The sequence below is a fragment of the Nocardioides sp. QY071 genome, from assembly GCF_029961765.1.
GTDB lineage: Bacteria > Actinomycetota > Actinomycetes > Propionibacteriales > Nocardioidaceae > Nocardioides.
On sequence record NZ_CP124681.1, the window covers coordinates 3946411 to 3972686 of the forward strand.

At 71.0% G+C, this 26276-nt stretch carries 24 protein-coding genes; 10 read left to right on the forward strand and 14 right to left on the reverse strand.

Annotation, left to right across the window (positions count from 1 at the left end; genetic code table 11):
* Positions 1-15 precede the first annotated feature (15 nt).
* Positions 16-1050, reverse strand: a complete 1035-nt coding sequence (locus tag QI633_RS19015; RefSeq protein WP_141797922.1) for a MaoC family dehydratase — start codon at positions 1048-1050, stop codon at positions 16-18.
* 14 nt (positions 1051-1064) lie between these two features.
* On the reverse strand, positions 1065-2261 hold the full coding sequence (locus tag QI633_RS19020; RefSeq protein WP_141797921.1) for an acyl-CoA dehydrogenase family protein: 1197 nt from the start codon (positions 2259-2261) through the stop codon (positions 1065-1067).
* A 151-nt stretch (positions 2262-2412) separates the two neighbouring features.
* Between QI633_RS19020 and QI633_RS19025 the strand changes: the two genes are divergently transcribed.
* The gene (locus QI633_RS19025) at positions 2413-2700 is read left to right on the forward strand and encodes a hypothetical protein (protein WP_141797920.1); all 288 of its coding nucleotides are present in this window, start codon (positions 2413-2415) and stop codon (positions 2698-2700) included.
* Positions 2701-2780: 80 nt separating this feature from the next.
* Here QI633_RS19025 and QI633_RS19030 read toward each other — a convergent pair whose 3' ends face one another.
* The 8 genes from QI633_RS19030 to QI633_RS19065 all read right to left on the reverse strand — a co-directional run bounded on the left by QI633_RS19030 (position 2781) and on the right by QI633_RS19065 (position 12073).
* Complete coding sequence (locus tag QI633_RS19030) at positions 2781-4139, reverse strand: hypothetical protein (protein WP_282426729.1); 1359 nt, start codon at positions 4137-4139, stop codon at positions 2781-2783.
* A 272-nt stretch (positions 4140-4411) separates the two neighbouring features.
* Positions 4412-5494, reverse strand: coding sequence for a hypothetical protein (locus QI633_RS19035; RefSeq protein ID WP_141797918.1), 1083 nt, complete (start codon positions 5492-5494; stop codon positions 4412-4414).
* 17 nt (positions 5495-5511) lie between these two features.
* Positions 5512-5721 (reverse strand): DUF6752 domain-containing protein, encoded by a 210-nt coding sequence (locus QI633_RS19040; protein ID WP_141797917.1) that lies wholly within the window; start codon positions 5719-5721, stop codon positions 5512-5514.
* A gap of 24 nt (positions 5722-5745) precedes the next feature.
* Complete coding sequence (locus QI633_RS19045) at positions 5746-7287, reverse strand: hypothetical protein (protein ID WP_282426730.1); 1542 nt, start codon at positions 7285-7287, stop codon at positions 5746-5748.
* Between the two features lie 12 nt (positions 7288-7299).
* Positions 7300-8262: a glycosyltransferase family 2 protein gene (locus QI633_RS19050; RefSeq protein WP_160158202.1), complete on the reverse strand. Its 963-nt coding sequence runs from the start codon at positions 8260-8262 to the stop codon at positions 7300-7302.
* Positions 8259-9302: a hypothetical protein gene (locus QI633_RS19055; RefSeq protein WP_282426731.1), complete on the reverse strand. Its 1044-nt coding sequence runs from the start codon at positions 9300-9302 to the stop codon at positions 8259-8261. Before QI633_RS19055 ends, QI633_RS19050 begins: the two co-directional genes overlap by 4 nt.
* A gap of 79 nt (positions 9303-9381) precedes the next feature.
* Positions 9382-10758, reverse strand: coding sequence for a phospholipase D-like domain-containing protein (locus tag QI633_RS19060; RefSeq protein WP_282426732.1), 1377 nt, complete (start codon positions 10756-10758; stop codon positions 9382-9384).
* Positions 10759-10924: 166 nt separating this feature from the next.
* Entirely contained in the window at positions 10925-12073 is a 1149-nt protein-coding gene (locus QI633_RS19065; protein ID WP_141797914.1) for an endonuclease/exonuclease/phosphatase family protein, read from the reverse strand.
* A 68-nt stretch (positions 12074-12141) separates the two neighbouring features.
* On the opposite strand from QI633_RS19065, the gene QI633_RS19070 reads away from it, so the two are divergent.
* Genes QI633_RS19070 through QI633_RS19095 form a run of 6 tightly spaced genes read left to right on the forward strand, consistent with a single transcriptional unit; the run spans position 12142 to position 18126 of the window.
* Positions 12142-13158 (forward strand): formylglycine-generating enzyme family protein, encoded by a 1017-nt coding sequence (locus QI633_RS19070; protein ID WP_141797913.1) that lies wholly within the window; start codon positions 12142-12144, stop codon positions 13156-13158.
* On the forward strand, positions 13155-14717 hold the full coding sequence (locus QI633_RS19075; protein WP_282426733.1) for a sulfatase: 1563 nt from the start codon (positions 13155-13157) through the stop codon (positions 14715-14717). Before QI633_RS19070 ends, QI633_RS19075 begins: the two co-directional genes overlap by 4 nt.
* 27 nt (positions 14718-14744) lie before the next feature.
* A complete protein-coding gene (locus QI633_RS19080) occupies positions 14745-16004 on the forward strand; it encodes a CBS domain-containing protein (RefSeq protein ID WP_141797911.1) in 1260 nt (419 codons plus the stop codon).
* Complete coding sequence (locus QI633_RS19085) at positions 16001-16540, forward strand: DUF1003 domain-containing protein (RefSeq protein ID WP_282426734.1); 540 nt, start codon at positions 16001-16003, stop codon at positions 16538-16540. The genes QI633_RS19080 and QI633_RS19085 overlap by 4 nt, the downstream gene beginning before the upstream one ends.
* 47 nt (positions 16541-16587) lie before the next feature.
* Entirely contained in the window at positions 16588-17733 is a 1146-nt protein-coding gene (locus QI633_RS19090) for a P-loop NTPase (protein ID WP_282429315.1), read from the forward strand.
* Positions 17734-17769: 36 nt separating this feature from the next.
* Positions 17770-18126, forward strand: a complete 357-nt coding sequence (locus QI633_RS19095) for a sec-independent translocase (protein ID WP_141797909.1) — start codon at positions 17770-17772, stop codon at positions 18124-18126.
* Positions 18127-18198: 72 nt separating this feature from the next.
* Here QI633_RS19095 and QI633_RS19100 read toward each other — a convergent pair whose 3' ends face one another.
* Complete coding sequence (locus QI633_RS19100; protein WP_282426735.1) at positions 18199-18735, reverse strand: hypothetical protein; 537 nt, start codon at positions 18733-18735, stop codon at positions 18199-18201.
* Positions 18736-18846: 111 nt separating this feature from the next.
* On the opposite strand from QI633_RS19100, the gene QI633_RS19105 reads away from it, so the two are divergent.
* The 3 genes from QI633_RS19105 to QI633_RS19115 are packed head-to-tail and all read left to right on the forward strand — an operon-like array spanning position 18847 to position 21280.
* Positions 18847-19476 carry a LysM domain-containing protein gene (locus QI633_RS19105; protein WP_282426736.1) on the forward strand — a complete coding sequence of 210 codons (630 nt, stop codon included), beginning with the start codon at positions 18847-18849 and terminating at the stop codon, positions 19474-19476.
* Between the two features lie 21 nt (positions 19477-19497).
* Entirely contained in the window at positions 19498-20022 is a 525-nt protein-coding gene (locus QI633_RS19110) for an Rv3235 family protein (RefSeq protein WP_282426737.1), read from the forward strand.
* A gap of 58 nt (positions 20023-20080) precedes the next feature.
* Complete coding sequence (locus tag QI633_RS19115; RefSeq protein WP_282426738.1) at positions 20081-21280, forward strand: hypothetical protein; 1200 nt, start codon at positions 20081-20083, stop codon at positions 21278-21280.
* Positions 21281-21411: 131 nt separating this feature from the next.
* On the opposite strand, the gene secA is transcribed toward QI633_RS19115, so the two are convergent.
* The 3 genes from secA to QI633_RS19130 are packed head-to-tail and all read right to left on the reverse strand — an operon-like array spanning position 21412 to position 26079.
* The gene (secA, locus tag QI633_RS19120) at positions 21412-24300 is read right to left on the reverse strand and encodes a preprotein translocase subunit SecA (RefSeq protein ID WP_282426739.1); all 2889 of its coding nucleotides are present in this window, start codon (positions 24298-24300) and stop codon (positions 21412-21414) included.
* A gap of 37 nt (positions 24301-24337) precedes the next feature.
* Entirely contained in the window at positions 24338-24718 is a 381-nt protein-coding gene (locus tag QI633_RS19125) for a DUF4233 domain-containing protein (RefSeq protein WP_260805855.1), read from the reverse strand.
* Positions 24715-26079 (reverse strand): folylpolyglutamate synthase/dihydrofolate synthase family protein, encoded by a 1365-nt coding sequence (locus QI633_RS19130; protein WP_282426740.1) that lies wholly within the window; start codon positions 26077-26079, stop codon positions 24715-24717. Before QI633_RS19130 ends, QI633_RS19125 begins: the two co-directional genes overlap by 4 nt.
* Positions 26080-26276 lie beyond the last annotated feature (197 nt).

Below are 26276 nucleotides of genomic sequence, written 5' to 3' on the forward strand. Positions count from 1 at the left end.
CCCCGGTCAGCGCGGTCAGCGCGGGACGAGGGCCCAGTAGTCGAGGTCGAGCAGCACGCCCGGGGCGTACTTCCCGTCCTCACCACGCAGCGTCATCGACTCGTCACGCCCCTTGGTCGCCACCAGCCGCAGCCGCAGCGCACCCACCCCCGGCGCCGCGGTCTCGGCCTTGTCCAGCACCTCGGACCACGCATAGACCGTGTCGCCCGCGAACGCCGGCGCGGTGTGCGCACCCGCATTGATCGCAGCGACCAGCTGCGCGTTGGCCAGGCCGTTGAAGGACAGCGCCCGGGCCATCGAGATGATGTGGCCGCCGTACACCAGGTTGCGCCCGTCCGGGCGCGCCTCGGTGTTGAAGTGCACCTTCGCGGTGTTCTGCCACAGCCGGGTGGCCTGCTGGTGCTCCGACTCGGTCAGCGTGACACCGTCGACGTGGTCGATCCTCTCCCCCACGACGTAGTCGCCGAAGCGGTGCGGCTCACCGGCCGCGCCGAAGTCGTACTCGGAGAAGTCCAGCCCCTCGGGCACCACCAGGTCCGCGGGCGCCACGACCGACGCGAGCTCGGGTACGACGGCGGTCGGCGCCGGCGCATCGAGGTCCCGCTTGTGGACCATCACCCAGCGCGCCCACTCCAGCACGACCCGCTCACGCTGGTCGACCGCGGTGGAGCGGACGTAGACCACGCCGCTCTTGCCGTTCGAGTTCTGCTTGAGCCCGATCACCTCCGAGGTCGTGCTCAGGGTGTCACCGGGCACGACCGGGCGGTGGAACCGGCACTCGGCGTAGCCCAGGTTCGCGACCGCGTTCAACGACACGTCCGGGACGGTCTTGCCGAACGCGATGTGGAACGCGATCAGCTCCTCGACCGGATGCTGGTCCAGCCCGACCGACGCGGCGAACACCGCCGAGGACGGCACGGCGAACCGGGTCGGGTAGATCGAGCCGTAGACGGCCCGGTCACCCTCGGTGACGGTGCGCGGCGTGGCGTGCCGGATGACCTGCCCGAGCGTGAAGTCCTCGAAGAAGTTGCCCGGGTTCGTCTTGCTCACCGCAGTCGCTCCACTCACTTGAGCTTGTACTCCTTGAGGAGCTGGCGGCCGATGATCATCTTCTGGATGTCGGAGGTGCCCTCGCCGATGAGCATGAACTTGACCTCGCGCATCAGCCGCTCGATCTCGTACTCCTTGGAGTAGCCGTAGCCGCCGTGGATCCGGAAGGAGTCCTCGACGACCTCGTTGGCGTACTCCGAGGCGACCATCTTGGCCATGCCGGCCTCGACGTCCATCCGCTTGCCGGTGTCCTTGAGACGAGCGGCGCGGACCATCATGTTGTGCGCGACCTCGACCTTGGTCGCCATCTCGGCGATCCGGAACAGCACCGCCTGGTGCTCGGCGATGACCTTGCCGAAGGTCTTGCGCTGCTGGGCGTAGGCCACACCGAGCTCGAAGCCGCGCCACGCCAGGCCGCACGCACGGGCGGCGACGTTGACCCGGCCGACCTCGACGCCGTCCATCATCTGGAAGAAGCCCTTGCCCGGCTCGCCGCCGAGGATCTGGTCGGCGGCGATCTGGTGGCCCTCGAGGATGAGCTCGGTCGTCTCGACGCCCTTGTAGCCCATCTTGTCGATCTTGCCGGGCACGGTGACGCCCTGGGCGGTCTCGCCGAACCCGGCCTCCTTCTCGACGAGGAAGGTGGTCATGTTCTTGTAGACACTGTCGGCGCCCTCGTCGGTCTTGACGAGCAGCGCGACCAGCGTGGAGCTGGCGCCGTTGGTCAGCCACATCTTCTGGCCGGTGATGGAGTACGAGCCGTCGGCCTGCTTGGTGGCCTTGGTCGACACGGCCGACACGTCGGAGCCCAGGCCGGGCTCGGACATCGAGAACGCGCCGCGGACCTCGCCGGTCGCCATGCGGGGCAGGTACTTCTGCTTCTGCTCCTCGGTGCCGTGCTGCATGAGCAGGTAGGCCACGATGAAGTGGGTGTTGATGACGCCCGACACGCTCATCCAGCCGCGGGCGATCTCCTCGACCACCAGGGCGTAGGTCAGCAGGGACTCGCCCAGGCCGCCGAACTCCTCAGGGATGGTCAGACCGAAGACGCCCAGCTCCTTGAGACCGTCGACGATCTCCTGCGGGTAGGTGTCGGAGTGCTCGAGCTCCTGGGCGACCGGGATGATCTGCTCGTCCACGAAGACGCGCACGGCCTTCAGGATCTCGGACTGGTCCTCGGTGAGGCCTTCGGTCTGACAAAGCCGGGTCATCGGGTTCCCTTTCGCTGGTGGTGCCGGACCGCACTGTACCGGCGGGTAGGCATCCCCCGACCCTACGAACGGGGGGCGAGACCGGCGACGTGAGACATGTCACCGCAGCGACGGAAACCCGCTCCCCGGCCGGGAACCTAGCCTTGTCGTCATGAGCGAGTACGACGCCCCGGCCACCCAGCCCGACGCCGACCTCACCGCCGCGCTGCGCGAGTTCAGCACCTCCGTCGCGGCCTTCACCGCCGCCGTCGCCGACCTCGACCGGGTGGTCGAGCGGGCCGACGGCCTGCTCACCCGCGCCGACAAGCTCCTCGCGCCGCTCGCGGCCACGCAGCAGGTCGGCGACCAGCTCAAGGTCGCCGGTCAGCTCGCCTCTCAGGTCGCCTCGGCGGCGGTCAAGCGGGGCGTGGCGGCCGCGAAGACGGTGACGGGGCCGTAGGGCGGCCTCACGCCCCACGACCCCGTCGACTGGGATCCCTCCCCCGTTGAGCCCGGCCGGGCCGGCTCAGCCGGTGCGGCTCAGATGGTGCGGCCCACCGCCGCGAAGAACCGGATGAACATCTCGTCGTAGCCGAACTGGTCCGAGCGGACCTGCGCCGCCGAGCCGGCACGCTTCTGCTCCTTGGTCACCCAGACGCGGTTGAAGTCAATGCGCACCGCACGGGTGCCGCCCGAGGTGCTGGCGAGCACGAGCGCCTTCGGCATGCCGTAGTGGCTCCAGGCCGTCTTCCGCTTGGCCCACGACTTGTGCTTCTTCTTGGTGCCGAGCAGCTTGGCGAGCTTGCGGTCGAGGTCGGTGGCCCTGCTGTTGCCGGTGATGATCTGGACCTCGACGCCGCGGGCCCGGGCGTTCACGATCGCGCGGTAGACGCTCTTGCCGCTGAGCCTCTTGGTCGCGAGGTGCAGCGCGGAGCCCGGAGGCGCCTGGTTGATGGCGCTGCGCACCAGGCGCATGGTCGCCTTCTTGTCGTCCTTGTTGGACATCCAGCCCGGCGCGAACGCACCGGCACGCGGCCCGACGTTGCCGAGGTCGACGGTGAGCATCTTGTGGTCCGAGTACAGCTCGGTCGTGGTCAGGTTCGTGACCGGCAGCAGCGGGTCGCCCTGGTAGAGGTACGCGTGGTCGATCACCGCGCCGCTGTCGTGGGTCGCCGGCGCGACGCCGAACAGGTCGAAGGCGTTGACCAGGCCCATCGCCGCGATCTCGTTGCGCGGGTAGGCGGTGCTGCGGAAGTTCACGTTCACGTCTCCGGCCATGAGCACGGGACCGCTGGCCGACAGCGTCTGCGCGAGCGCCGCCATCCGCTGGTACGACGGCAGCGTGATCCCCGGCGTGTACGCCGTCACGGGCGCGAAGTGCACCGCGACGACCGAGACCGTGCGGCCCTCGGCGTTGCGCAGCGTGGCCCAGTTCGCGTAGCGCACGCCCCAGTGGACCTTCTGCTTCTTCGACTTCCCCCACACGTTGCTGATGTTGTAGGTGCCGGCCGCGATCTTGGTCCACCGCGCCGTGTCCCACACGACGGCGGTGGCGCCCGTGTAGGTGCCGGGCGTGCGCTGGATGGCATAGCCCGGAGGAGCCAGCATCGCGTCGGGGCGACTGGAGACCTCGTTGTAGGTGATGAAGTCCGGGAGCTGGGCGAACACCTGGCCGAGGTCCGACGCAGTGCGGTCCAGTGACATGCCGGACTTGATGTTGGCCTGGACCAGGCGCACCCCGCCGGTGCCCGGGTCGGCCTCGGCGGCCGTCTTCTCGAGGCCACCCCTGCCGCCGCCGGTGCCTGCCGCGGCGAGGACGAGGAGGGTCGCGAGGACCGCGAGCGCCGTGACCGTCGCCGGTAGGGCACGAAGCCATCGAAGCGAGCTCAGCGTGCGCATGGGACCTCCCGATTCACGGTGCGAAATGCACCGAGCGAACAATTTCCTCAGGAATCACATCAGTAACAACTTCAACATGGCAATACAGCGCGAATAACTACAATGATGTAATTCGGTTAATTACACCCGTGTAATTCATGCCGGAATACACGGGGGCCCGGAAAAGGAATGCGCGCGAATTCCTGCGGCCCTTCGGCGTGCCGGAGCCCGACCTGAGCGGTCGCGCAGGGCCAGCCGGGTCGGCCAGGATCAGCGCAGGGTCAGGCGCAGGATCAGCGGCGGCGCAGCGCGCCGAGCAGGCCGCGCCTGCCGGTCGCGGGCTCGGGACCCGCGCCGACCCGCAGCTCGCGCACGTCGGCGAGCATCGTCGCGACCAGATCGGTGGCGGCGTCGGCAACCTCGGCATCGGTCACCGTGTCCGGCGTACGACGCGCCGGCAGCTCGGCGGGGATCTCCAACCGGGCGAGGTCCCCCACGACGTCGACGGGGTGCTCGCGCAGGTAGGCCAGTGCGGCGTCGTTGCGGGCGCGGCACTCCTCGATGCGGTCGGGCTGGGGCCAGAACTTCTCCCCCTTGCGCGGGACCAGCCGCTCGTCGGCGAGGAAGGTGCGGATGAACATGCCGCGGTCGCGGGCGGCGCCGAGCGACTTGCGGGCGACCAGGTGCTCGTTGACCCGGCGCAGCACCTCGGCCTCGACCACGCCCATCGACTCGTTGGGGAAGGACTGACTCAGGTCGTAGGCGTCCGCGCTCAGGCCGAGCAGCCCGGCGAAGCGGTGCCAGATCTCCTCGCGCGGGGCGGTCGTGTCGAGCGGCAGGACGTGGATCCGCTCGTGGGGCACGGCCGCGGACCAGCGCTGGAGCACCAGGTGCAGGTCGAGGGTGCGCCAGTTCCACACGTCGCGCGGGTCCTCGGAGACCTCGCGCGAGTAGTCGGCCATCGGCGCGGTGCCGCGGTTCTTCAGGCTCTCCTGCCAGCTCGCCGTGAACAGCCCGAGCAGGTCGCGCGCGGTGATCACGACGTGCACCTCGGCCGGGGCGAGCTGCTCGGCCATCCGCGTCGCCTGCTCGGCACTCGCGGCGGCGAAGAACTCGTGGGTGACCAGCGCGTCGCCGTCGTGGCTCGCGATCTCGGCCCGCAGCCGCTCCCAGGCGGTGCGGTGCTCCTCGGACGCCTTCGGCAGCCGCGGGTCCTCACGGACGATCCGGCTGGTCCACAGGTGGTCGAACCGGCCGAGGCCGGGCAGCAGCACCCCGTCGGCGAGCAGCTGCTCGCGCGAGCCCCAGACGATGGTCTGGAGGTAGGTGGTGGCCGTCTTGGGCAGCCCGATGTGGACGAAGACGCGACGTGCCATGTGAACGGTCCCCGGCCTCAGAGGCTCTTGTCGAACGCCTCGATCGCCTCGGCGATGCGGGCCTCGTCGCGCTGGGCGATCGGGATCAGCAGCTCCTGGACGACGTCGACCAGCTCGGCCATCCGCACGTAGTGCCGCTGCAGCTCGGCGACCTCGGTCTCGAGCGTCTCGATCCGCAGCCGCTGGGCGCGGACGGTGGCGAACAGGTTCCAGCGATTCTGGGTCATCTTCTCTTCTTCACGCATCGACTCTCACCATTCCGCCACGACGACGGCCCGCCCGGCCCGGCCCGGAGCGCCGGGCTCGACGTCCGTGGACAGGACCGAGCCTCCGAACCGCCCGATCGAGGCGAGAACCCCGTCGAGGGAGACAGGATACAAACCCTCCCCCGCCTCACCCTCGCCCGTCGCGAACTCGGTGTGCAGCCGGCCGCCGCCGCGCAGCGCCATCGCCGCGAAGCGCAGCAGGCCCTCCCGGCCGCGTTCGGTGGTCGCGTCCAGCACGTGGCGTGCGAGCATCGCCCGCGGCCCGTCCTCGCGGGCGACCCGCGCACCCTCGCCGAGGACCGAGCGCAGCTGGGTCAGGCTGATCATCCGTACGTCGAGCGAGGCGCCCTCGCGCCCGGCGACCCGGCCGGCCTTGCGCAGCGTCAGCGGCACGTAGTCGTAGGCGGTGGTGCGGAAGCCCGCACGGGCCAGGTGCAGCGCGTCGCTCCCCCGTCCCGCGCCGACGTCGAGGACGTGGGTGCCCTCGGCGGTGTCGGCGGCCAGGCGGAGGGCGAGGTCGGAGGCGGGCGCGTTGACGTCGCCCTTGCGGTGGGCCTGGTTGGTCTGCCAGTCGCGACGGTACGGCGAGAGCCCGCGGAACCAGTTGTCGAGCCGGGTCTTGACCTCGGTGGAGGTCTCGAACTTGAACGCGGGGTCCGGGACCTTCCAGTGCGGCCCGTACATCGCCACGAGGAGCCGCTCGGGCACGGCCGGGGCCGGGAACTCGTGGCCCGCGAGGGTCACCGTCGAGAGCGGGAAGATCCACTCCTCGCGGAACTCCACGCCCACCTCTCCCATCAGGTAGAGCAACCCGTCGCCGGCGAAGAAGCCGCCGAACAGGTCGAGGCCGCGCACCGACCCGTCGCTCTCCTCGACGTCGATGCGGAACGCACCGCCGCTGTAGCGGAAGGTCGCCATGCCGTGCGCGGCCAGTGCGCGCTGGAGCCGGAACGACTCGCGCACCACGTCGACGGGCGAGCTGTGCCGCGAGACGTAGCCGAGGTCGGCGTCGGAGTCGTGACCGAGGAAGTCCTGCTCGCGCACCGCGCCCAGCAGCGTGCCGTACGCCGGGAACGCCGCGATCCCCTCGTCCTCGAGGATCGCGATCACCCGGTGCATCGCCTCGAGGAGCGGCTCGAGCTGGTCGCCGGTGCGCACCGAGAACTCGGGGTGGAAGCGGCCGGACTTGTCGAGCGCGATCGGCAGCCCCGACTTGTTGACGAAGGCGATCCGCTCCTCGGCGGTGCCGAAGGTGGTCTCCTCGTCGTGCACGACCGTGCCGGCCACGTGGTCGCGCACCTGCAGCCGGGTCGGGCCGTCGAGGAAGCGCACCATCCGCTCGGGCCACGCGACCCGCCGCTCGCCGGGCACGCCCGAGGGCGCGTCCTCGGTGTCGCGCACCGACCAGAACGACCAGATCCGGCGCTCGTCGAAGAGCACGTCCAGCGCGCGGTCCTCCTCGACGCCGGCGAGCACCAGGCCCGTGGTGTCGACGGTCGTGACAGCCGGGCCCGTCGGTTCGGTCATGGGGTCACCCTGTCAGAAGAGGTCGCGCAGGCGATCGGGGATCCGGACGTACGGCGGCTTCACCAGCGCGAGGTGCTGCCCCGCGCCCGTGGCCCGCCACAGGTCGCCCTCGTTCTGCACGATCGACTCGAGCCGCTTCGGCCCCGGCCGGAACTTGCCGATCTCGTCGGCGGCCACGGCCTGCTCCACCTGCGCGGCCGCGGTGCGCAGCGCCTCGACGATCTCGTCAGTCGGCCGACTCCAGCTCGACTTCACCGCGCGGCCCTCGTCGACCGCGGCCCGGTGGCGGTGCTCGGCGAGGAGCTCGAGCTGGCCGAGGTCGGCGAACTTGAAGTGGAACATGAACAGCTCCGGGTCCGGCGCGAAGGGGTGCTTGATGCCGTGGGAGGCATGGCCCCAGTCGGCGTCGACCCACTTGAGGGCCGGCTTGCACATCAACGGCGTGAACCGGGCGAACTCGCGCTGGCGCAGCAGCGAGGGCGCGTCGAAGTCGAGGGCCGGCTCGACTCCGATCCGGTGGATCACGTTGTAGCCCAGGACGCCGGCGACGTCGGTCCCCTGCCGGGCGGCGGCGAAGTGGCGCAGCGAGGCGTGCACCGCCGGGTCGGCGACGACGAACTCGTCCGCGTCGGCGAGCAGGACGGCGTCGTAGGCGAAGAGCAGGGACTTCGCCAGGCCGCTCAGGATGCCGATCCGGGACGGCTCGAAGGAGTACTTGTCGAGGTAGGGCAGCCGCAACACCGTGCAGGGCAGGTCGTCGGTCGACCCGTCGGCGCTGTGGTCGTCGATGACGAAGACGTCCTCGGCGCCGAGCTGGCGCCGGTAGTGCTCGACCCAGTGCCGCAGCACCGGTCCGCTGTCGCGGGTCATGGTGATCACCGCGACCCGCGGCAGGCCGTCGCCCGAGGGCCGGTCGGTGGTGGCGGGGCCGGGGCCCGGCGCCGCACCCGTCTCGCGACGTCCGCGCCACTTCATTCCCGCTCCTCCTGCCCGCGTCCGGCGGTGCTCCACTTGGTCAGGGCGACCTGGAGGGCGTCGACGGCCGCGCCGAGCACCTCCTCGGTCGGTACGTCGGCCGGCCGCAGTCCCGGCACGGCGACGGGCCGCAGCTCGTCGAGGTCGCCGACGACGCGGTGCTTCGCCTTGCGCAGTCGGGCGACCTGGTCCTCGCCCCGGGTGCGGGCCCACGGGTCGTCGTACCCGAGTCGCTGACCGCCGCCCTCGCGCAGCGACAGGCCGCGCTTGGCGAGCTGGTGCTTGACCAGCCGGTCGTAGAAGGGCGGCAGGTCGCCGGTCCCGTCGGGGCGGAACCGGCGGTTGAGCTCGAGCAGCAGCAGCGCGCTCGGCAGGTCGATGCTGGGATTGCTGCGCACGTCGAGCGCGATCCCCTGCGGGTCGATGCCGAGGACCTCGGCGAACCGGCGCCACAGCAGGTCGCCGGGGGCGCCCGCCGGCGGCACGGTCACCAGGGTCAGCGCTCCCTTGTCGAGGCCCTTGGCCCATCGGGCGGCGATCGCCGGCACGTCCTGGTGCCGCCAGAACCGGGTCGCGGGACCGGTCAGGTCCTTGCGGGCGCCGAGGGAGGCGACGAAGTCGTCCCATCCCGTGACCCCGCCGTTCTGGACCGACTCCAGCCACATCGCGGGCACGTTGCGGGCCAGGTCGCGACAGGTCACCACCGCTTCGACGCGGCTGTCTGCGAAGGTCCTGCGGATCCGCTGGATCTGCTTCTCGTCACGCGGCGCGAGGTACTCCATCGAGACGACGGCGGTGCCGGGCCAGGCCCGGATCTCCTCGACCAGCTGCTGCCACACGCCGTCGGCGGGCATCGGCGGCTGTCCGGGTCCGCCGTGGGCGATCAGCTCCTTGACCGCCCGGACCTGGCGGCGCCACCGCCGGCCGGGGAACAGCACGCCCCGCTCTGCCAGCTCCGCCTTGTTCTCCCCGAGCACGTTCTGCAGGAAGCTGGTGCCGGACTTCATGGTGCCGACGTGCAGCACCACCCGCTGAGCCATGTACGCCCTCTCGCTCTCTGAGCGGCCGAAGCCCGGGCCACCGCCTCTCGGCAGCGACCCGGGCCCGGGATCCGCTTGGTCAGTTCAGCTCGGCCTCGAGCTCGTGGAACGGGTAGTCCTGCGGGCTGAGGTACTCGGTGCCGGGCTTGACCCGGACGACCGGGTCGGGGTCGGCGGAGTTGACGTAGTTGGCCAGCGACCGGGGCGCGGTGTTGAAGATCATGTCGGCCCAGTCGGAGTACTTCGCCGCCATCGCCGCGTCGTCCCAGAAGATGATGTCGTGCTCGTCGGAGAACCAGCCGAGCTGGGTCCAGTTCTCGCTGCTGGAGAGCACCGCGCTGCCGTTGGGGTTCCCGTCGAGGTTGCCCTGGACCGCGAGACCCTTGAGGTGGACGTAGCGGTCCTTGAACTTGTTGGCCGTCGCGCCGGTGATGTAGACCATCTGCTTCGCCGGGACGGGGGCGAGGATGCTGCGGATCTTGCCCGACATCATCATGAAGACCACGCGGACGTCGCAGCCCTGGAAGTGCAGCTCGCGGACCTTGCGTGCGATCCGGGCACCGCGCTCGTCACCCCATACGGCGTTGGCCACACGGACCTTGGTGCGACCGTTGGCGGTGTTGGCCGCGCCGTTGCACTGGACCTTGTTGAGGACCCGCAGCGGCGGGTCGACCTGGTCACGGTGCGGGGCGAACTGGGTGGTAATGGTCGCACCCGGGATGGTGGTGCTGGGGACGGTGAACTGCAGGGCCGGGAACTTCTTGTCCTTCTTGGCCTGGTTCCACATCGTCATCCAGCCGTCGTAGAGGGCCTGGTTCTCGGTGACGGTGGTCCAGTCGTTGAACTGCTGGACGGCGGCGGCACCGGTGAAGTTGCCCGAGCCCTGCATCACGATCCAGTTGGTGGCACCGGACTTGCTGACCAGCATCATCTTGTTGTGCATCGCGCCGCCCTTGCCGCGGCAGGTGGCCGAGCAGGTGCGGATCCAGCTGCGCAGCTCCTTGGGCCGGTCCGCGTTGCCCTTCTTGAGCGCGCGGGTCAGCACACCGTAGGAGCGGTGCGAGCCCTGCTCCCGGGCGAGGCCGCGGGCCATGATGATCTGCACCGACACGCCCCGATTGTGGGCGGCGATCATCTTGCCGGCGAGCAGCGGCGAGTCGAAGTTCCACGTCATCACGCGGACCGTCTGGCCGGGCTCGACGTTCTTCAGCGTCTTGATGATCTTGCGCTGGATCGCGCCGCGCTTCTTGGCCTTGAACGGGTGGTTGAAGGTGATGCCGGGCGTCACGACGTACGCCGGGTTCGGCTGCTTCTTCGCCTTCTTCGCCACCACCGGGGTGGTCGCCGCGGCCGGAGCGGCGTCGGCCCGGGTCAGGCCGGCTGGGCCGGCGACCAGCAGGCCCATCGTCAGGAAGAGCGCCGCGAGCGCCGCAATTCCCCGGGTCCGTGCTGCCACCGACGAGGTCCCCCACACATTCGACACGTACTGACTCCTACCGTCTTCACCCGAGAATCGACCGGGCTCCGACGCGGCTTCCCCCACAGAAGGCAGGCGAATCTCGACCCTTGACGCGGGCACTATACCCGCCTACAGGGGCTGAAACCCGCGTCCGCGCGGGCAGTCAGTCGACCTTGCCCGCGTCGCCGGTCGCCGTTCCCGAGGCCGGGCCGGAGGGATCGCCGGACGCCGCACCGGTGTCGCGGGGCTTGGCCTTCGCGTCGCCGCTGCACTTCTCCGTCTTGATCCCGCCGAGGGTGAAGTCGGCCCGGACCGGGAGGTGGTCGGAGCCGCCGGCGGGCATCACGACCGAGCTCGTCGCGGTCAGGTCGGGGCCGCCGTAGAGCAGGTAGTCGATCCGGGTGCGGGGGTGACCGGCCGGGTGCGTGGCGCCGCCACCGCTGCCCGCGACGACGAAGCTGTCGCTGAGCCGCGAGCTGAGGATCCGCTCCGGCCCCGAGTTGGGCCAGGTGTTCATGTCGCCGCCGAGGATCTTCGGTCGCGGGTCGGCCGCCAGCATGCTGGAGATCCGGCTCGCCTGCGCTGTGCGGATGCCGGCGGAGGTGTTGTCGAGATGGGTGCTGTAGATGCTGACCTCGACGCCCTCGACGTTGATCACGACGTGCAGCAGGCCGCGCGGCTGCGCCTTGCCGCTGTTGGGGAGCGGGGTGTTCTCCGAGGAGACGATCGGGTACTTCGAGACGACCGCGGTGCCGTAGAGGCCGTCGCCGAAGGTCACGTTGCGGCCGAACGCCGAGCCCCAGCCGCCGAGCCGATCCGCGAACCACCCGGCCTGGTCGACGCTGCCGGTGGAGCGCCGCTTGTAGTCGACCTCCTGCAGCAGGATGACGGTCGCCTTCGACTGCTGCATCACGCCGAGCAGGCGCTCGAGGCTGCCGGCGCGCGCCGACTTGATGTTGTAGGATAGCGCGGTGAACTGGGTGGTGCCGATCTGCGCCTGGCACACGAGCTGCGCGGACTGGCGCTCGGCCTCCATCGCCAGCGGCGGCACCAGCACGCCGCCGGTGTCGGTCGCGGTCGGGGCCGGCGGCAGGTCGGTGGCGACCGCGGCGGACGGAGTGCCGTCCCGGCGCCCCTCGTGGGCGACCGGGGTGTCGGGGGCGTCGGGCGGGAAGATCAGCGAGACGCTCAGGCCGGCGAGCACCACGACGACCGCCACGACCGTGACGACCATGTCGACCGAGGACACGGCAGGGCCCAGCCGCTTGCCCCCGCGGGCACCGCGCGTGCCCTGCTCCTCCTGCTCCGCCACGTCCGGAATCGTAATCGACCACACCTCGCGGCCGGGCTTCTTCGACCACTGGGGCACACTGGACCGCGATGTCCACCCCGTCCCCGGACCAGCGTCCCTGTTGCGTCCCCGCCGGCCCCGCGGCCGCGGTGGACCTGACGCTCGGCTCCCCGGCCCGGGCCGACAGCGGCGTGCGGGGCACCGACCCGACGGCGCTGGCCCCGATCCCCGGCGGGCGGGCGGCCCTGGGCGACCACTTCGGCGACGGCTATGCCGGCGACGGCGAGCGTCCGGTCCACGAGGTCGAGGTGTCGGCCTTCCGGCTCGGCACCACTGCGGTGACCAATGCGGCGTTCGCGGCCTTCGTCGACGCCACCGGGCACCGCACCACCGCCGAGGTCGAGGGCTACTCCGCGGTGTTCCACACCGACGTCGCGGCCACGGTGGCCGACGTGCTCGGCCACTCCCCCACCACGCCGTGGTGGCTCGGGGTGCGCGGCGCCGACTGGCGCCACCCCGAGGGCCCGCGCTCCGACATCTCGGACCGCCCCGACCACCCCGTCGTCCACGTCTCCCACGACGACGCCCTCGCCTTCGCACGCTGGGCCGGGCGCCGGCTGCCGACCGAGGCGGAGTGGGAGTACGCCGCGCGCGGCGGGCTCGAGGGCAAGCGCTACCCGTGGGGCGACGACCTGATGGTCCGCAGCGGCGGCGCGGACGAGTGGCAGGTCAACATCTTCCAGGGCACCTTCCCGACCACCAACACAGCCGAGGACGGCTGGACGACGACCGCCCCGGTGACGGCGTACCGACCCAACGGATACGGCCTGCACCAGATGGTCGGAAACGTCTGGGAGTGGTGCGCGGACTGGTTCGACCCGAAGGCGTACGCCGACCGCGCGCGCCAGGATCCGCGGGGGCCCGCGGATGGTACGGTCCGCGTGATGCGCGGGGGCTCGTTCCTGTGCCACGACTCGTACTGCAACCGCTACCGGGTCGCCGCCCGCTCAGCGGCTCCGCCGGACTCCTCGGCCTCGAACCTCGGCTTCCGCTGTGCGGCGGACGCCGCGACCGACCGCCCCGTCGAGAAGGAGATCCCCGCGTGACTCGCCCCGGCCGCCTCCGCCTGGCCACTGCCGCCGTCCTCAGCGCGAGCGTGCTCGCCGCCTGCTCCGGCGGGGGTGACGACGGCAACGGCGGGGTCGGACCGATCGTGAAGTACGAGCGGCCCGGCGAGCAGGCCTCGGTGGCCGCGCCGACGAAGAAGGACACCGTCCTCGGGCCCGAGGCGACGCCGGCCCCGGTGGCCTCGCCGGAGAAGCCCAACCTGCTGATGATCACCATGGACGACGCGGCGATGAAGGACATGCAGTTCATGCCGCACCTCCAGGAGGTGATCGCGGGCGAGGGCGTGACCATCGACCAGGGCCTGGCACCGACGCCGATCTGCGTGCCGGCCCGGGCCACGCTGCTCACCGGCCAGTACTCCCGCAACCACGGCGCGGTCACGATCAGCGGCGAGGGCGGCGGCTACAAGGCCTTCCACGACGAGGACACGATGCCGGTCAGCCTCCAGAAGGCCGGCTACGACACGATGATGGTCGGCAAGTACCTCAACGGGTACACGAAGGACGAGGTCCACCACCAGCCGCCGGGCTGGACCGTGTGGCGCCCGACGGTCGACTTCGCGACGTACAACTTCGAGCACCCGCAGCTCCTCGTCGACGGCCGGATCAAGGACTACGACACCTACTCGACGACGCTGCTCAGCGACCAGTCGAACCAGCTGATCTCCGACCACTCCGAGGGCGCCGACAAGGACAAGCCCTGGTACATGTGGGTCAACTACGTCGCCCCGCACCACGGCAGCCCCCACGAGAGCGACGACCCGGACGGCATCTCGACGACGGTCCCCGACAAGCGCGACCGCGACACGTTCAAGGACCTCGACCTCGACACCACCCCCGAGATGTTCGAGGCCGACCCGAGCGACAAGGCGCTGATCCGCAACGCGCGGCAGAAGTGGTCGAAGAAGCGCCGGGCCGGGCTGCGCGAGGAGCGCCAGCAGCGGGTCGAGGCGCTCCAGGCCGTGGACCGCGCGATCGCGCGCACCGTCGACACCTTGAAGCAGACCGGGCAGCTCGACAACACCTACGTCGTGGTGACCTCCGACAACGGCTTCTACGTCGGCGAGCACAACCTCAACGGCAAGCTCTGGTACTTCCGCGACGCCATCAACATCCCGATGTTCATCCGCGGCCCGGGCCTGCCGGCCGGCACCTCGACCCAGGCACCGGTCACCAACGCCGACTGGGCGCCGACCTTCGCCGCCCTGGCGGGCACGACGCTGGACCGCGACGCGGACGGGGTCGACGTGATGCCGTGGCTCGACAGCGACGCCACCCGCCGCGTCATCCCGATCTCCGGATGGCCCGTGAAGGGCGGCCTCAAGCCGCTCTACACCGGGGTGATCGTGGGTCCGTGGACCTACGTCCGCGGACGCAAGGGGCGCGGCGAGCTCTACTACACGAAGAACGACCAGTACCAGCTCTACAACCTCTACGGCGACCCCCGCTACAAGGCGGTGCGCAAGCAGCTGCGCGACCTGTGGCAGGAGACGCAGGACTGCGCCGGCGCGACCTGCCCGCGGACGTTCATGAAGTAGCAGCCGCGACCGGTAGCGTTGCGCTTCGTGAGCACCACCCCTACCCGCGTGTTCGCGGCCAGGCTGGTCGGGCTCCCGATCTTCGACCCCCAGGGCGACCAGGTCGGGAAGGTCCGCGACCTGGTCGTGACCCTGCGCACCGAGGGGACCCAGCCGCGCGTGCTCGGGATGGTCGCCGAGGTGTTCGGCCGGCGCCGGATCTTCGTGCCGATGACCCGGGTGACCAACATCGACAGCGGCCACGTCTACACGACCGGCCTGCTCAACATGCGCCGCTTCGAGCAGCGCTCGACCGAGACCCTGGTCATCGGGCAGATGCTCGACCGGACCGTCACCATCAAGGACAGCGGCGTGACCGGCACGGTGTACGACGTCGCGATGGAGCCCGCCCGCACCCGGGACTGGGTGCTGAGCCGCGTCGCCGTGCGCGAGCCGTCGAAGGGCTTCCGGCGCCGCGGGCAGTCCCACGTGGTCGAGTGGCGCGACGTGGTCGGCCTGACCCGCACCGACGACCGGCAGGGCGCGACCCACCTGGTCGCGGCCCTCAACGAGATGCGGCCCGCCGACGCGGCGAGCATCCTGCACGACCTGCCCCCGGAGCGTCGTACGGCGGTCGCGCTGGCGCTCGACGACGAGCGGCTCGCCGACGTCCTCGAGGAGCTGCCCGAGGACGACCAGGTCGAGATCCTCAAGGGCCTCGACTCCGAGCGCGCGGCCGACGTCCTCGAGGAGATGTCGCCGGACGACGCGGCCGACCTGGTGAGCGACCTGCCGCCCGAGACCGCCGAGATCCTGCTCGGGCTGATGGAGCCCGAGGAGGCCGAGGACGTGCGCCGCCTGATGTCGTACGTCGAGAACACCGCCGGCGCGATGATGACCTCCGAGCCGGTCATCCTCGGTCCGGACGCGACCATCGCCGACGCGCTCGCCCACGTCCGCAACCCCGAGCTGACCCCGGCGCTCGCCGCGCTGGTCTACGTGTGCCGCCCGCCACTGGAGACCCCCACCGGCAAGCTGCTCGGCGTCGCCCACATCCAGCGGCTGCTCCGCGAGCCGCCCTCGACCCTGGTCGCCGGCGCCCTCGACGACTCGATGGAGTGGCTGCGGCCCGAGGCGAGCATCGACGAGGTGGCCGCCCACCTGGCGACGTACAACCTGGTCGCGGCGCCCGTCGTCGACGAGGACCGGCGGCTGATCGGCGCGGTCACCGTCGACGACCTGCTCGACCACATGCTGCCCGCCAACTGGCGCGAGCGGGCCCGCGAGCGCGGGAAGGGCGGATCGTGAGCGAGGGACGCCGCGAGCGGCTCGACACGCCGCGCGACGAGCGGCGCCAGCTGGTCCGGCGACCCTCCTACAACGCCGACACGTTCGGCGTCTTCGCCGAGCAGTTCGCCCGGTTCATGGGCACGGCGACCTTCCTGATCTACATGACGCTGTTCGTGGTCAGCTGGATCTGCTGGAACCTGTTCGCACCCAGCGACCTGCGCTTCGACGACTACCCGTTCATCTTCCTGACGCTGATGCTGAGCCTGCAGGCGTCGTACGCAGCGCCGTTGATCCTGCTCGCGCAGAACCGCCAGGAGGCCCGCGACCGGGTGGTCGCCGAGCAGGACCGGCAGGCCGACGCCCGCGCGCACGCCGACATGGAGTTCCTCGCCCGTGAGGTCGCCTCGCTGCGGATGGCGGTCGGCGAGGTCGCCACCCGCGACTTCCTGCGCTCCGAGCTGCGGTCGCTGCTCTCCGACCTGGACGAGCGGGCCGAGGAGCGTGCGCAGTCTCACGAGGACGGCGCCGACGAGGTCGCTGCGCCCCCTCCGTAGACTCAGGGGTTGTGACTACCACGCAGTCCCCGTCCGTCGAGCAGGTCATGACCGCGCTCAGCAAGGTCAACGACCCCGAGATCAAGCGCCCCATCACCGAGCTCGGGATGGTCGAGGGCGTGGACATCGCGGCCGGCGACGGCGGCTCGGTCGTCACCGTCAAGGCGCTGCTGACGGTGGCGGGCTGTCCGCTCAAGGACACCATCACCCGCGACGTGTCGGCCGCCGTGACCGCCCTGCCCGGGGTGACCGGGGTCGAGGTCGAGCTCGGCGTGATGAGCGCCGAGCAGCGCTCGGGCCTGCACGAGACGCTGCGGGGCGGCCAGGCGCAGCGCGAGATCCCGTTCGCGCAGCCCGGTTCGCTGACCAAGGTCTTCGCCATCGCCTCCGGCAAGGGCGGCGTCGGCAAGTCGTCGCTGACCGCGAACCTGGCGATCGCCCTGGCCCAGGCCGGCCGCAAGGTCGGCCTCGTCGACGCCGACATCTACGGCCACTCGATCCCCGCCATGCTCGGTGTCGCCGACGCCCGGCCGACCCAGGTCGACGACCTGATCATGCCGGTCCCGACCCCGTCGGGCGTCTCGGTGATCTCGATCGGCATGCTCAAGCCGCGGCGCGACCAGGTCGTCGCCTGGCGCGGGCCGATGCTCGACCGCGCCCTCGTGCAGATGCTCGCCGACGTCTACTGGGGCGACCTCGACGTCCTCCTCCTCGACCTGCCCCCGGGCACCGGCGACATCGCCATCTCGCTCGGCCAGCACCTGCCCGGCGCCGAGGTGGTCGTCGTGACCACCCCGCAGGAGGCCGCGGCCGAGGTCGCCGAGCGCGCCGGCACGATGGCCTCGATGATGCACCAGCGCGTCGTGGGCGTCGTCGAGAACATGAGCTACCTCCCCTGCCCCCACTGCGCGGACGAGGGCAAGGAGCACCGCCTCGAGATCTTCGGCACCGGCGGCGGCGAGCGGGTGGCGGCGACGCTGTCCGAGCGCTTCGGGTACGACGTGCCGCTGCTCGGCGAGATTCCGCTGGACGTCGCGCTGCGCGAGGGTGGCGACGCCGGCAAGCCGATCGTCGAGTCCGACCCCACCTCGCCCGCCGCTCTCGCGCTCAGCGCGGTGGCCGAGCGACTGGGCGGGCGTGGCCGAGGACTGGCCGGCATGCAGCTGGGACTGACCCCGACCAGTAAGTTCTGACCCGCACGGCTACGACGGAGAAGGGGCGGCTGGCGGGTGTTCGGGATCGGGTTCGGCGAGCTCGTCGTCATCGCGTTCCTCGCCGTGCTCGTGTTCGGCCCCGACAAGCTGCCCGACCTGGCCCGGCAGGCCGGCCGGCTGATGCGGGAGCTGCGCAAGTTCGCCACCAACGCGCGTGACGAGCTGCGCTCCGAGCTCGGCCCGGAGTACGCCGACCTCGAGCTGACCGACCTCGACCCGCGCGCGATCGTCCGCAAGCACATCGCCGAGGCGATGGCCGAGCTCGACGACCTCGAGGACACCATCCGCAGCGCGGGCGAGGACGACTCCCCCGCACCGGTGCGGATGCTGGAGCCGGGCGAGCTGCCGCCGTACGACTTCGAGGCGACGTAGCGAGCGCGAGCGCCGAGCGAGGAGCCAGCCGCGAAGCGGCTCGGCGACCTGAGCCTCAGGGCAGCCGGGTCGTCACGAGCGTGACTGCGCCGCCGCGAGCGCGCTGAACGCGACCAGCACCGTCCGGCGGTCCTCGCCGGTGGCGAGCTCGCAGAAGTCGGCGCCGACCCGGCGCAGCAGGCCGTCGTGGCGCCCGCCGTCGCGCAGGTGGAGCAGGCACGGCTCGCCGGCCTCGGCGATCCGGCGCAGGGCGGAGGCGAGGCCGAGCCGGGTGAGCGGTGACCAGGCGACCTCGGGGACCGACCGCTCCGACGTACCGGCCACGGTCGTCACGGCCCCGAGGGCCACGATCCAGTCGTGGTCGCCGGCCGCGAGGAGGAGCCAGCCGTCGGCGACCCGCTCGAGGGTCCCGGTGAGCGCTCCGACGCCGAGCACGCCCAGCGTCACGGGCTGCGCGACGCTCGCCATCAGCCGGCTCGCGAGGGTGACCTGCTGGTACTCCGCGCGGCTGCGGTCGGCCACCTCGAGGTCGCGCTCGGCCGCGTAGAGGGCGCTGGCCTGGTCCTCGAGGTCGTCGAAGAGCGCGAACAGCTCGTCCTCCCAGCCCATGGGGCCAGCCTCGCACGCTCGTCGTCCACAGGCTCTCCGCTCGCGGTTGACATCGAGGTTGAACGAACACATCCTGAGTCAAACGGAAGCAAACGCAAAGGTTCTCTCGGGATGGATCTCGCCGCTGCCGGCCGGGTACGCGTCCGCGCCACCCTGCTCTGGCTCACCGTCACGGCCGCGCAGGCCGGGCTCGTCGCACTGACGGCGCCCCTGGTCCGCGCGCTGGCCACCGCGCCTGGACCGACCTTCGCCGACGTCCTGGTGCAGGCCTGCGCGGCCGCCGCCCCGGTGGCCGGCCTGCTGCTCTGGCTGGCGACCACCGAGGTGGTCCGCGACGTGCTGCGCGACCGCCTGTCGTCGCGCCGGGCCGTCGGGCCGGTCCGGCTCGCCCTGCTCGCCGCCTGCGGGGCCACCGTCCTCGCGACCACCACCTCACCCGCCCACGCCGGCAGCGACACCCCGGTCGGCACCGGCGCGCCGCTGAGCGCCGAGGCACTCGCCGGCCTGCCGCTCCCCGACCGGCCGGTCGCCCCACGGCAGGGCGCCCTCGCCACCGACGTCGCCACCGTCCGCGCCGGCGACTCGCTGTGGAGGATCGCCGAGCGGAGGCTCGGCCCGGCGGCGTCGCGGGCCGACGTGGCGTCGTACTGGCTGCGGGTCCGCGCGCTCAACACCAACCGGCTCGACCCCGACCCCGACCTCATCCAGCCGGGGCAGATGCTCCGCCTGCCGCGCAACTGACCCGCCCACCCAGGAGGAACCATGTCCGCTGTCCCGCACGAGCTCGTCGGCCTCCGGGTGCCGGTCCCGGTCAGCCCCACCCAGGGCACGCTCGCCCTCGCCCTGCTCCCCCGCCAGTCCCCGCCGCGCGCACCGGCCCGGTCGCGACACCGGCCGCCCGCGCGGCCGGGGGCGGTCGTCGTACCGATCGACCAGCGGCTGCGCCACGCCATCGAGGAGTGGACCCACCGCTTCGTCCAGGCGGCCGTCGAGATCGTCGGCGGTGACCGCCCGGTCTCCCAGCTGGTCCGCTGGACCACGCGCGACGTGTACGCCGACCTGCACCGTCGCGCCCTGCTCGTCGCCCGCGCCGGGGGTCACCAGCCCGGGCTGGCCCGGGTCCAACCGGTCCGGCCGCGGGTGCAGAGCGTGCACGCGTGCTTCATCACCGACGAGGTGGTCGAGTGCGGCGTGCACGTGCGCCACGGCGAGCGCTCGCGGGCCATCGCGGCGCGCTTCGAGAGGTCCGACCAGCGGTGGATCTGCACCGCGCTCGACTTCTCGTGAGAGATCCTCCGGAATGTGACCCCTGTTCAGATGTGATCTGAGTCACTACGTTTCCGCCATGATCCGTACCCTCACGGCCGCCCTGGCCCTCACCGGAGCCGCGCTCGTCGCACCGCTCACCGCATCCCCCGCCCACGCCGACGGCCCGGGGGTCGGCACCCCGACCGTGGTGTCGGTCGGCGACTCCTACATCTCCGGGGAGGCCGGCCGGTGGGCCGGCTCGTCCAACAGCAGCAGTGCCCGGGCCGACGCGCTCGGCCCGAGTGCCTACTACGACAACGCCTCGGGGACCGGCGAGACCATCAACCGCTGCCACCGGTCGAAGAGCGCCGAGGTGCACATCGGCGGCGGGGTCAGGAGCGTCAACCTGGCCTGCTCGGGCGCCAAGACGGCGACGGCGACCGGGGACACGTTCAAGCCTGGCCTCGACTTCTACAGCGGCAGCGAGGGCGTCGGGCAGGCGCGGGCGCTGCAGACCCTGGCGACGACCAGCAACGTGAGGATGGTCGTGGTGTCGATCGGCGGCAACGACTTCAACTTCGCCGGCATCGTGCAGCAGTGCGTCCAGGACTTCCTGCTCTCGCCGTCGTGGTGGAAGGACTACTGCAAGGACGACAGCAGCGTCACCAGCAACTTCACCAGCACCAACATCGCCGCGGTGAGGACCCGCATCGCCGGGGCGCTGACCAACGTCCGCACCGCGATGCGCAACGCCGGGTACGACGACAGCCAGTGGACGATGCTCGTCCAGACCTACCCGTCACCGATCCCGGGCGGTGCGGGTTTCCGCTACAGCCAGAGCGGCTACACCCGGCAGAACACCGGCGGCTGCGGCTTCTGGAACGCCGACGCCGACTGGGCCAACAGCTCGGCGCTGCCGACGATCAACAACACCGTCACCGGCGCGATCACGCAGGCGGGCATCACCAACGCGAAGGTGCTCGACCTGGCCGGCACCTTCAACGGCCGCCGGCTGTGCGAGTCCGGCGTCGGGCTCTACGAGGAGGTCGGCCTGGCGAGCTGGACCAGCGCCGGGGCGGTGGACCGCACGGAGTGGGTGAACCAGATCCGCACGGTCACCACGGCCGGCGACTCGCCGTACTTCATCCAGGAGTCGCTGCACCCGAACTACTGGGGGCAGCTCGCGGTGCGCTCGTGCGTGCGTCAGGCCTACAACTCGGGTACGCCGAGGGGCGGGGCCTGCGTCCGCACCGGCACCGGCCTGCTCAACGGTGAGCCGCGCACGAGCCTGCAGTGAGCTCACGCCAGTTTCACCGGTCGACCGGTGAAACTGGCGGGGGTTGGACGACAAAACTGGCGCTTGGACGAGGATGCTTCCTCGTCCAAGCGCCAGTTTCACCGGTCAGCCGGTGAAACTCCCTGCCAGCATCAGCCGCGCAAGGCCATCCCGGTCGGACCACCGGGCGCGCCGTGGCAGCGCTTGTACTTCTTGCCGGAGCCACAGGGGCACAGCGCGTTGCGGCCGATGTCGCCGAACTCGTCGTCGCCGGCGGACGCGGCGCCGCTGCCGCGGACCTCCTCGTGACCCGTCTCGTCGGGCGCGGAGTAGGTGAGGTTCTGCGGCTGCTTGGGGGCGTCGAGGCCCTTGGCGGTGACCTTGGGCGCGGCGGCCTTCAGCTCGGAGGAGATGGAGGCGAGATCCATCTCGCCGCCGGCCCCGAGGCCGACGCCGACGGGCGGCTCGGCGAACGCGCCCTCGTGCATCGGGCCCGCGTGGGCGGTGCCGTCGGCGTGGTAGTGGATCTCCTCCTCGTCGTCGTCCTCGACCTGGACCTCCAGGTTGAAGAGGAAGCCGACGGTCTCCTCCTTGATGCCGTCCATCATGGCGGCGAACATGTCGAAGCCCTCACGCTGGTACTCGACCAGCGGGTCACGCTGCGAGTAGGCGCGCAGGTAGATGCCCTCGCGCAGGTAGTCCATCTCGTAGAGGTGCTCGCGCCACTTGCGGTCGAGGACGGAGAGCAGCACGCGGCGCTCGAGCTCGCGGGCGACCTCGTCGCCGACCTCCTCCTCACGGCGGTCGTAGGCCGCGTGCGCGTCCTCCTTGAGGGCGTCGATGAGGTGCGACTTCTCGAGCGCGGCCTGGGTGCCGGCCTCCTCGACGAGGTCCTTCCAGGAGATCGAGACCGGCCAGAACTGCTTGAGGTCGGTCCACAGCTGGTCGAGGTCCCACTCCTCGGCGAACTCGTCGAGCGAGCCGTTGACGAAGCCGGTGACGACGTCGTCGATGAAGGTGCGGATCTGCTCCTCGAGGTCGACGCCCTCGAGGACCTCGCGGCGCTCGCCGTAGATGACCTTGCGCTGGCGGTCCATCACGTCGTCGTACTTGAGGACGTTCTTGCGGGACTCGAAGTTCTGCGACTCGACCTGGCCCTGGGCGTTGGCGATCGCGTTGGTGACCCGCTTGTTCTCGATCGGGACGTCGTCGGGGATCTTGAGCAGCAGCAGCACGCGGTCGACCCAGTCGGACTTGAACAGCCGCATCAGCTCGTCCTGCAAGGACAGGTAGAAGCGGCTCTCGCCCGGGTCGCCCTGGCGGCCGGAACGACCGCGGAGCTGGTTGTCGATGCGGCGCGACTCGTGGCGCTCGGTGCCGATGACGTAGAGGCCACCGAGCTCCTTGACCTCGTCGTGCTCGGCCTCGACCTGCTTCTTCATCCGCTCGACCATCGCGGGCCAGGCGGCGTCGTACTCGTCGGCCGTCTCGCCGGTGGGCTCGAGGCCCTGCTTGCGCAGCTCGGCGTCGGCGAGGAACTCGTAGGAGCCGCCGAGCATGATGTCGGTGCCTCGGCCGGCCATGTTGGTGGCGACGGTGACCGCGCCCTTGTGGCCGGCGAGCGCGACGATCTTCGCCTCCTCGGCGTGGACCTTCGCGTTGAGGACGGAGTGGGCGACGCCGCGCTTGGTGAGCGCCTGGTGGAGGTACTCGGACTTCTCGACCGAGACGGTGCCGACCAGGACCGGCTGGCCCTTCTCGTGGCGCTCGACGATGTCGTCGACGACGGCGTCGTACTTGGCCTCCTCGGTGCGGTAGACGAGGTCGGGCTGGTCCTTGCGCAGCAGCGGCTTGTTGGTCGGGATCGGGACCACGCCGAGCTTGTAGATCTTGTCGAACTCGGAGGCCTCGGTGAGCGCCGTACCGGTCATGCCGGAGAGCTTCTCGTAGAGGCGGAAGTAGTTCTGCAGGGTGACGGTGGCGAGGGTCTGGTACTCCTCGCGGACCTTCACGCCCTCCTTGGCCTCGATGGCCTGGTGGAGACCGTCGTTGTAGCGGCGTCCCGCCAGCATGCGGCCGGTGTGCTCGTCGACGATGAGCACCTCGCCCTCCATGACGACGTACTCCTTGTCGTTGCGGAACAGCTCCTTGGCCTTGATGGAGTTGTGCAGGAAGGAGATGAGCGGGGTGTTGGCCGACTCGTAGAGGTTCTCGATGCCGAGGTGGTCCTCGACCTTGGTGATGCCGTCCTCGAGGACCGAGATGGTGCGCTTCTTCTCGTCGACCTCGTAGTCGACGTCCTTGGTGAGCTTCTGCGCGATCTTGGCGAACTCGCCGTACCACTTCACCTCGTCCTGGGTCGGACCGCTGATGATCAGCGGGGTCCGGGCCTCGTCGATGAGGATCGAGTCGACCTCGTCGACGATGGCGAAGTTGTGGCCGCGCTGCACGCACTCCTCGAGCGAGGAGGCCATGTTGTCGCGCAGGTAGTCGAAGCCGAGCTCGTTGTTGGTGCCGTAGGTGATGTCGCAGGCGTAGGCCTTGCGCCGCTCGTCGGGGCGCATGCTCGGCAGGATCACGCCGACGGTCAGGCCGAGGAAGTGGTGGACGCGGCCCATCATCTCGGACTGGAACTTGGCCAGGTAGTCGTTGACCGTGACGACGTGGACGCCCTTGCCCTCGAGCGCGTTGAGGTACGCCGGCAGCGTCGAGACGAGGGTCTTGCCCTCACCGGTCTTCATCTCGGCGATGTTGCCGAGGTGCAGTGCCGCACCGCCCATCACCTGCACGTCGAAGTGACGCTGGCCCAGGACGCGGCGCGCCGCCTCGCGGACCGTGGCGAAGGCCTCCGGCATGATGTCGTCGAGGTCCTCGCCCTCGGAGAGGCGCTTGCGGAACTCGTCGGTCATGCCCCGCAGCTCGTCGTCGGACATCGCCTTGAAGTCGTCCTCGATGGCGTTGACGGCCTTCGAGATGCCCTCGAGCTGGCGGAGGATCTTGCCCTCTCCGATGCGGAGGAGCTTGTCGATGATCACTGGCACGCCGCCACTCTACCCAGCGGTCACCAGCACTCAGAGTTCACGGGCTCGGATGCTGCCGGTCGTAGTCGGCGAAGGCCGCCGCCCGCTCGTTCTCGATCTTGCGACCCAGGCCGTAGGCGGTCCCCCAGAGCAGCGCGAAGATGCCGCCGACCACGAACATGAGCGGCGCGAGGAAGCCCAGCGCGACCGCGCCGACCTGCAGGACGTGCCCGAGGAGGTACGCCGACTCGCGGCGCAGCATCCCGGCGACCAGCACGCACAGGACGGCCAGGCCCAGGCCGAGCGGCAGCGCGACGGCGGGCCGGATGTCGGAGATGCCGATCATCACCGGGGTGGACAGGCCGACCGCGATCGCCTCGAGGGAGAGCACGGCGGCGCACATGCCGCGGCGGGGCGACTTCTCGCGCTCGTCGCTCACTTGCGGCCCCCCAGCAGCACCCGGGCCTCGCCGACGGTGACCACCGAGCCGGTCACCAGCACCGCGCCCGAGCTGAGCGCGTCGGTGCTCTCCGACTCGGCGAGCGCGGCGGCGGCGTCGATCGCGTCACCGAGCAGGGGAACGACGCTCACCCGGTCCTCGCCGAACACCTCCCGCGCGACGACGGCGAGCTGGTCGGCCGGCATCGCCCGCTCGGTGGAGTTCTGGGTGACCACGACCTGCGCGAGGTGCGGCTCGAACGCCGCCAGCAGGCCCTCGGCGTCCTTGTCGGCCATCACGCCGATCACGCCGACGACCGGGTCGAACTGGAAGGAGTCGTCCAGCGCGGCCGCGGCGGCCTCGGCGCCGTGCGGGTTGTGGGCGGCGTCGAGCAGCACCGTGGGGCTGCGCCGCACGACCTCGAGCCGGCCGGGCGAGGTGATCTCGCCGAACGCGCCGCGCACGATGTCGTCGCCGAGCGGCTCACTGTGCCCGTCTCTGGCGCCGACGAACGCCTCGACCGCGGCCAGGGCGGTGGCGGCGTTCTGCGCCTGGTGGGCGCCGTAGAGGGAGAGGAAGACGTCGTCGTAGCGACCCCGCAGGCCCTGGAGGGTGACGACCTGGCCGCCGACGGCGGCGGCACGGGTGACCACGCCGAACTCGAGGCCCTCGCGGGCGACCGTCGCGCCGACCTCGGCCGCGCGCTCGAGCAGCACCGCGGCGACGTCGGCGCTCTGCTGGGCCAGCACCGCGACCGCGCCGGGCTTGATGATCCCGGCCTTCTCACGGGCGATCTCGACGGCGGTGCCGCCGAGGTAGTTGGCGTGGTCGACCGCGATCGGCGTCACCACGGCGACGTCGGCGTCGATCACGTTGGTGGCGTCCCACGAGCCGCCCATCCCGACCTCGACGACCGCCACGTCGACGGGCGCGTCGGCGAAGGCGGCGTACGCCATCCCGACGACGGCCTCGAAGAAGCTGAGCGGGTGTGCCTCGGCGGCGTCGACCAGCGGCATGTAGGGCGCCACGTCGTTGTAGGCGCGGACGAACGCCTCGTCGTCGAGCGGCTCACCGTCGACGCTGATCCGCTCGCTCATCTTCTCGACGTGGGGGCTGGTGAACCGGCCGGTGCGCAGGTCGAGGGCGCGCAGCAGCGCGTCGATCATCCGTGACGTCGACGTCTTGCCGTTGGTGCCGGTGAGGTGGATCGAGCGGTAGGCGTGCTGCGGGTCGCCGAGCAGCTCGGTGAAGGCGCGGATCCGGTCGAGCGAGGGCTCCAGCCGGGTCTCGGGCCACCGGGACAGGAGGGCGTCCTCGGCCTCGTCGAAGGTCTCGGCTGGGCGCGCTACGGGCTCGTTCATGGCGTCGCTGAGTCTAGATGAGTAAGTCCAAGGGCTCGCACGCTGCGCGACGCTCACCACGCACGCTGGCTGCGTTGCAGACGCTCGACGTGCACCCAGCATGCCTTCGCGCCTGCGCCTTGCCAGCGCACGCGTTGAGCGCCGCTCGCTTGCACGATCCCTTGGACTTACTCATCTAGGGTGTACCAGCGAGAGGG

What these genes read in the sequence shown, in the direction of transcription:
- QI633_RS19105 (WP_282426736.1), top strand. Translation starts at nt 18,847, where the DNA reads ATGGATCTCGCCGCTGCCGGCCGGGTACGCGTCCGCGCCACCCTGCTC.
- QI633_RS19130 (WP_282426740.1), bottom strand. Translation starts at nt 26,079, where the DNA reads ATGAACGAGCCCGTAGCGCGCCCAGCCGAGACCTTCGACGAGGCCGAG.
- QI633_RS19030 (WP_282426729.1), bottom strand. Translation starts at nt 4,139, where the DNA reads ATGCGCACGCTGAGCTCGCTTCGATGGCTTCGTGCCCTACCGGCGACG.
- QI633_RS19110 (WP_282426737.1), top strand. Translation starts at nt 19,498, where the DNA reads ATGTCCGCTGTCCCGCACGAGCTCGTCGGCCTCCGGGTGCCGGTCCCG.
- QI633_RS19070 (WP_141797913.1), top strand. Translation starts at nt 12,142, where the DNA reads ATGTCCACCCCGTCCCCGGACCAGCGTCCCTGTTGCGTCCCCGCCGGC.
- QI633_RS19100 (WP_282426735.1), bottom strand. Translation starts at nt 18,735, where the DNA reads ATGGGCTGGGAGGACGAGCTGTTCGCGCTCTTCGACGACCTCGAGGAC.
- QI633_RS19040 (WP_141797917.1), bottom strand. Translation starts at nt 5,721, where the DNA reads ATGACCCAGAATCGCTGGAACCTGTTCGCCACCGTCCGCGCCCAGCGG.
- QI633_RS19050 (WP_160158202.1), bottom strand. Translation starts at nt 8,262, where the DNA reads ATGAAGTGGCGCGGACGTCGCGAGACGGGTGCGGCGCCGGGCCCCGGC.
- QI633_RS19035 (WP_141797918.1), bottom strand. Translation starts at nt 5,494, where the DNA reads ATGGCACGTCGCGTCTTCGTCCACATCGGGCTGCCCAAGACGGCCACC.
- QI633_RS19055 (WP_282426731.1), bottom strand. Translation starts at nt 9,302, where the DNA reads ATGGCTCAGCGGGTGGTGCTGCACGTCGGCACCATGAAGTCCGGCACC.
- QI633_RS19045 (WP_282426730.1), bottom strand. Translation starts at nt 7,287, where the DNA reads ATGACCGAACCGACGGGCCCGGCTGTCACGACCGTCGACACCACGGGC.
- QI633_RS19115 (WP_282426738.1), top strand. Translation starts at nt 20,081, where the DNA reads ATGATCCGTACCCTCACGGCCGCCCTGGCCCTCACCGGAGCCGCGCTC.
- QI633_RS19020 (WP_141797921.1), bottom strand. Translation starts at nt 2,261, where the DNA reads ATGACCCGGCTTTGTCAGACCGAAGGCCTCACCGAGGACCAGTCCGAG.
- QI633_RS19090 (WP_282429315.1), top strand. Translation starts at nt 16,588, where the DNA reads ATGACCGCGCTCAGCAAGGTCAACGACCCCGAGATCAAGCGCCCCATC.
- QI633_RS19025 (WP_141797920.1), top strand. Translation starts at nt 2,413, where the DNA reads ATGAGCGAGTACGACGCCCCGGCCACCCAGCCCGACGCCGACCTCACC.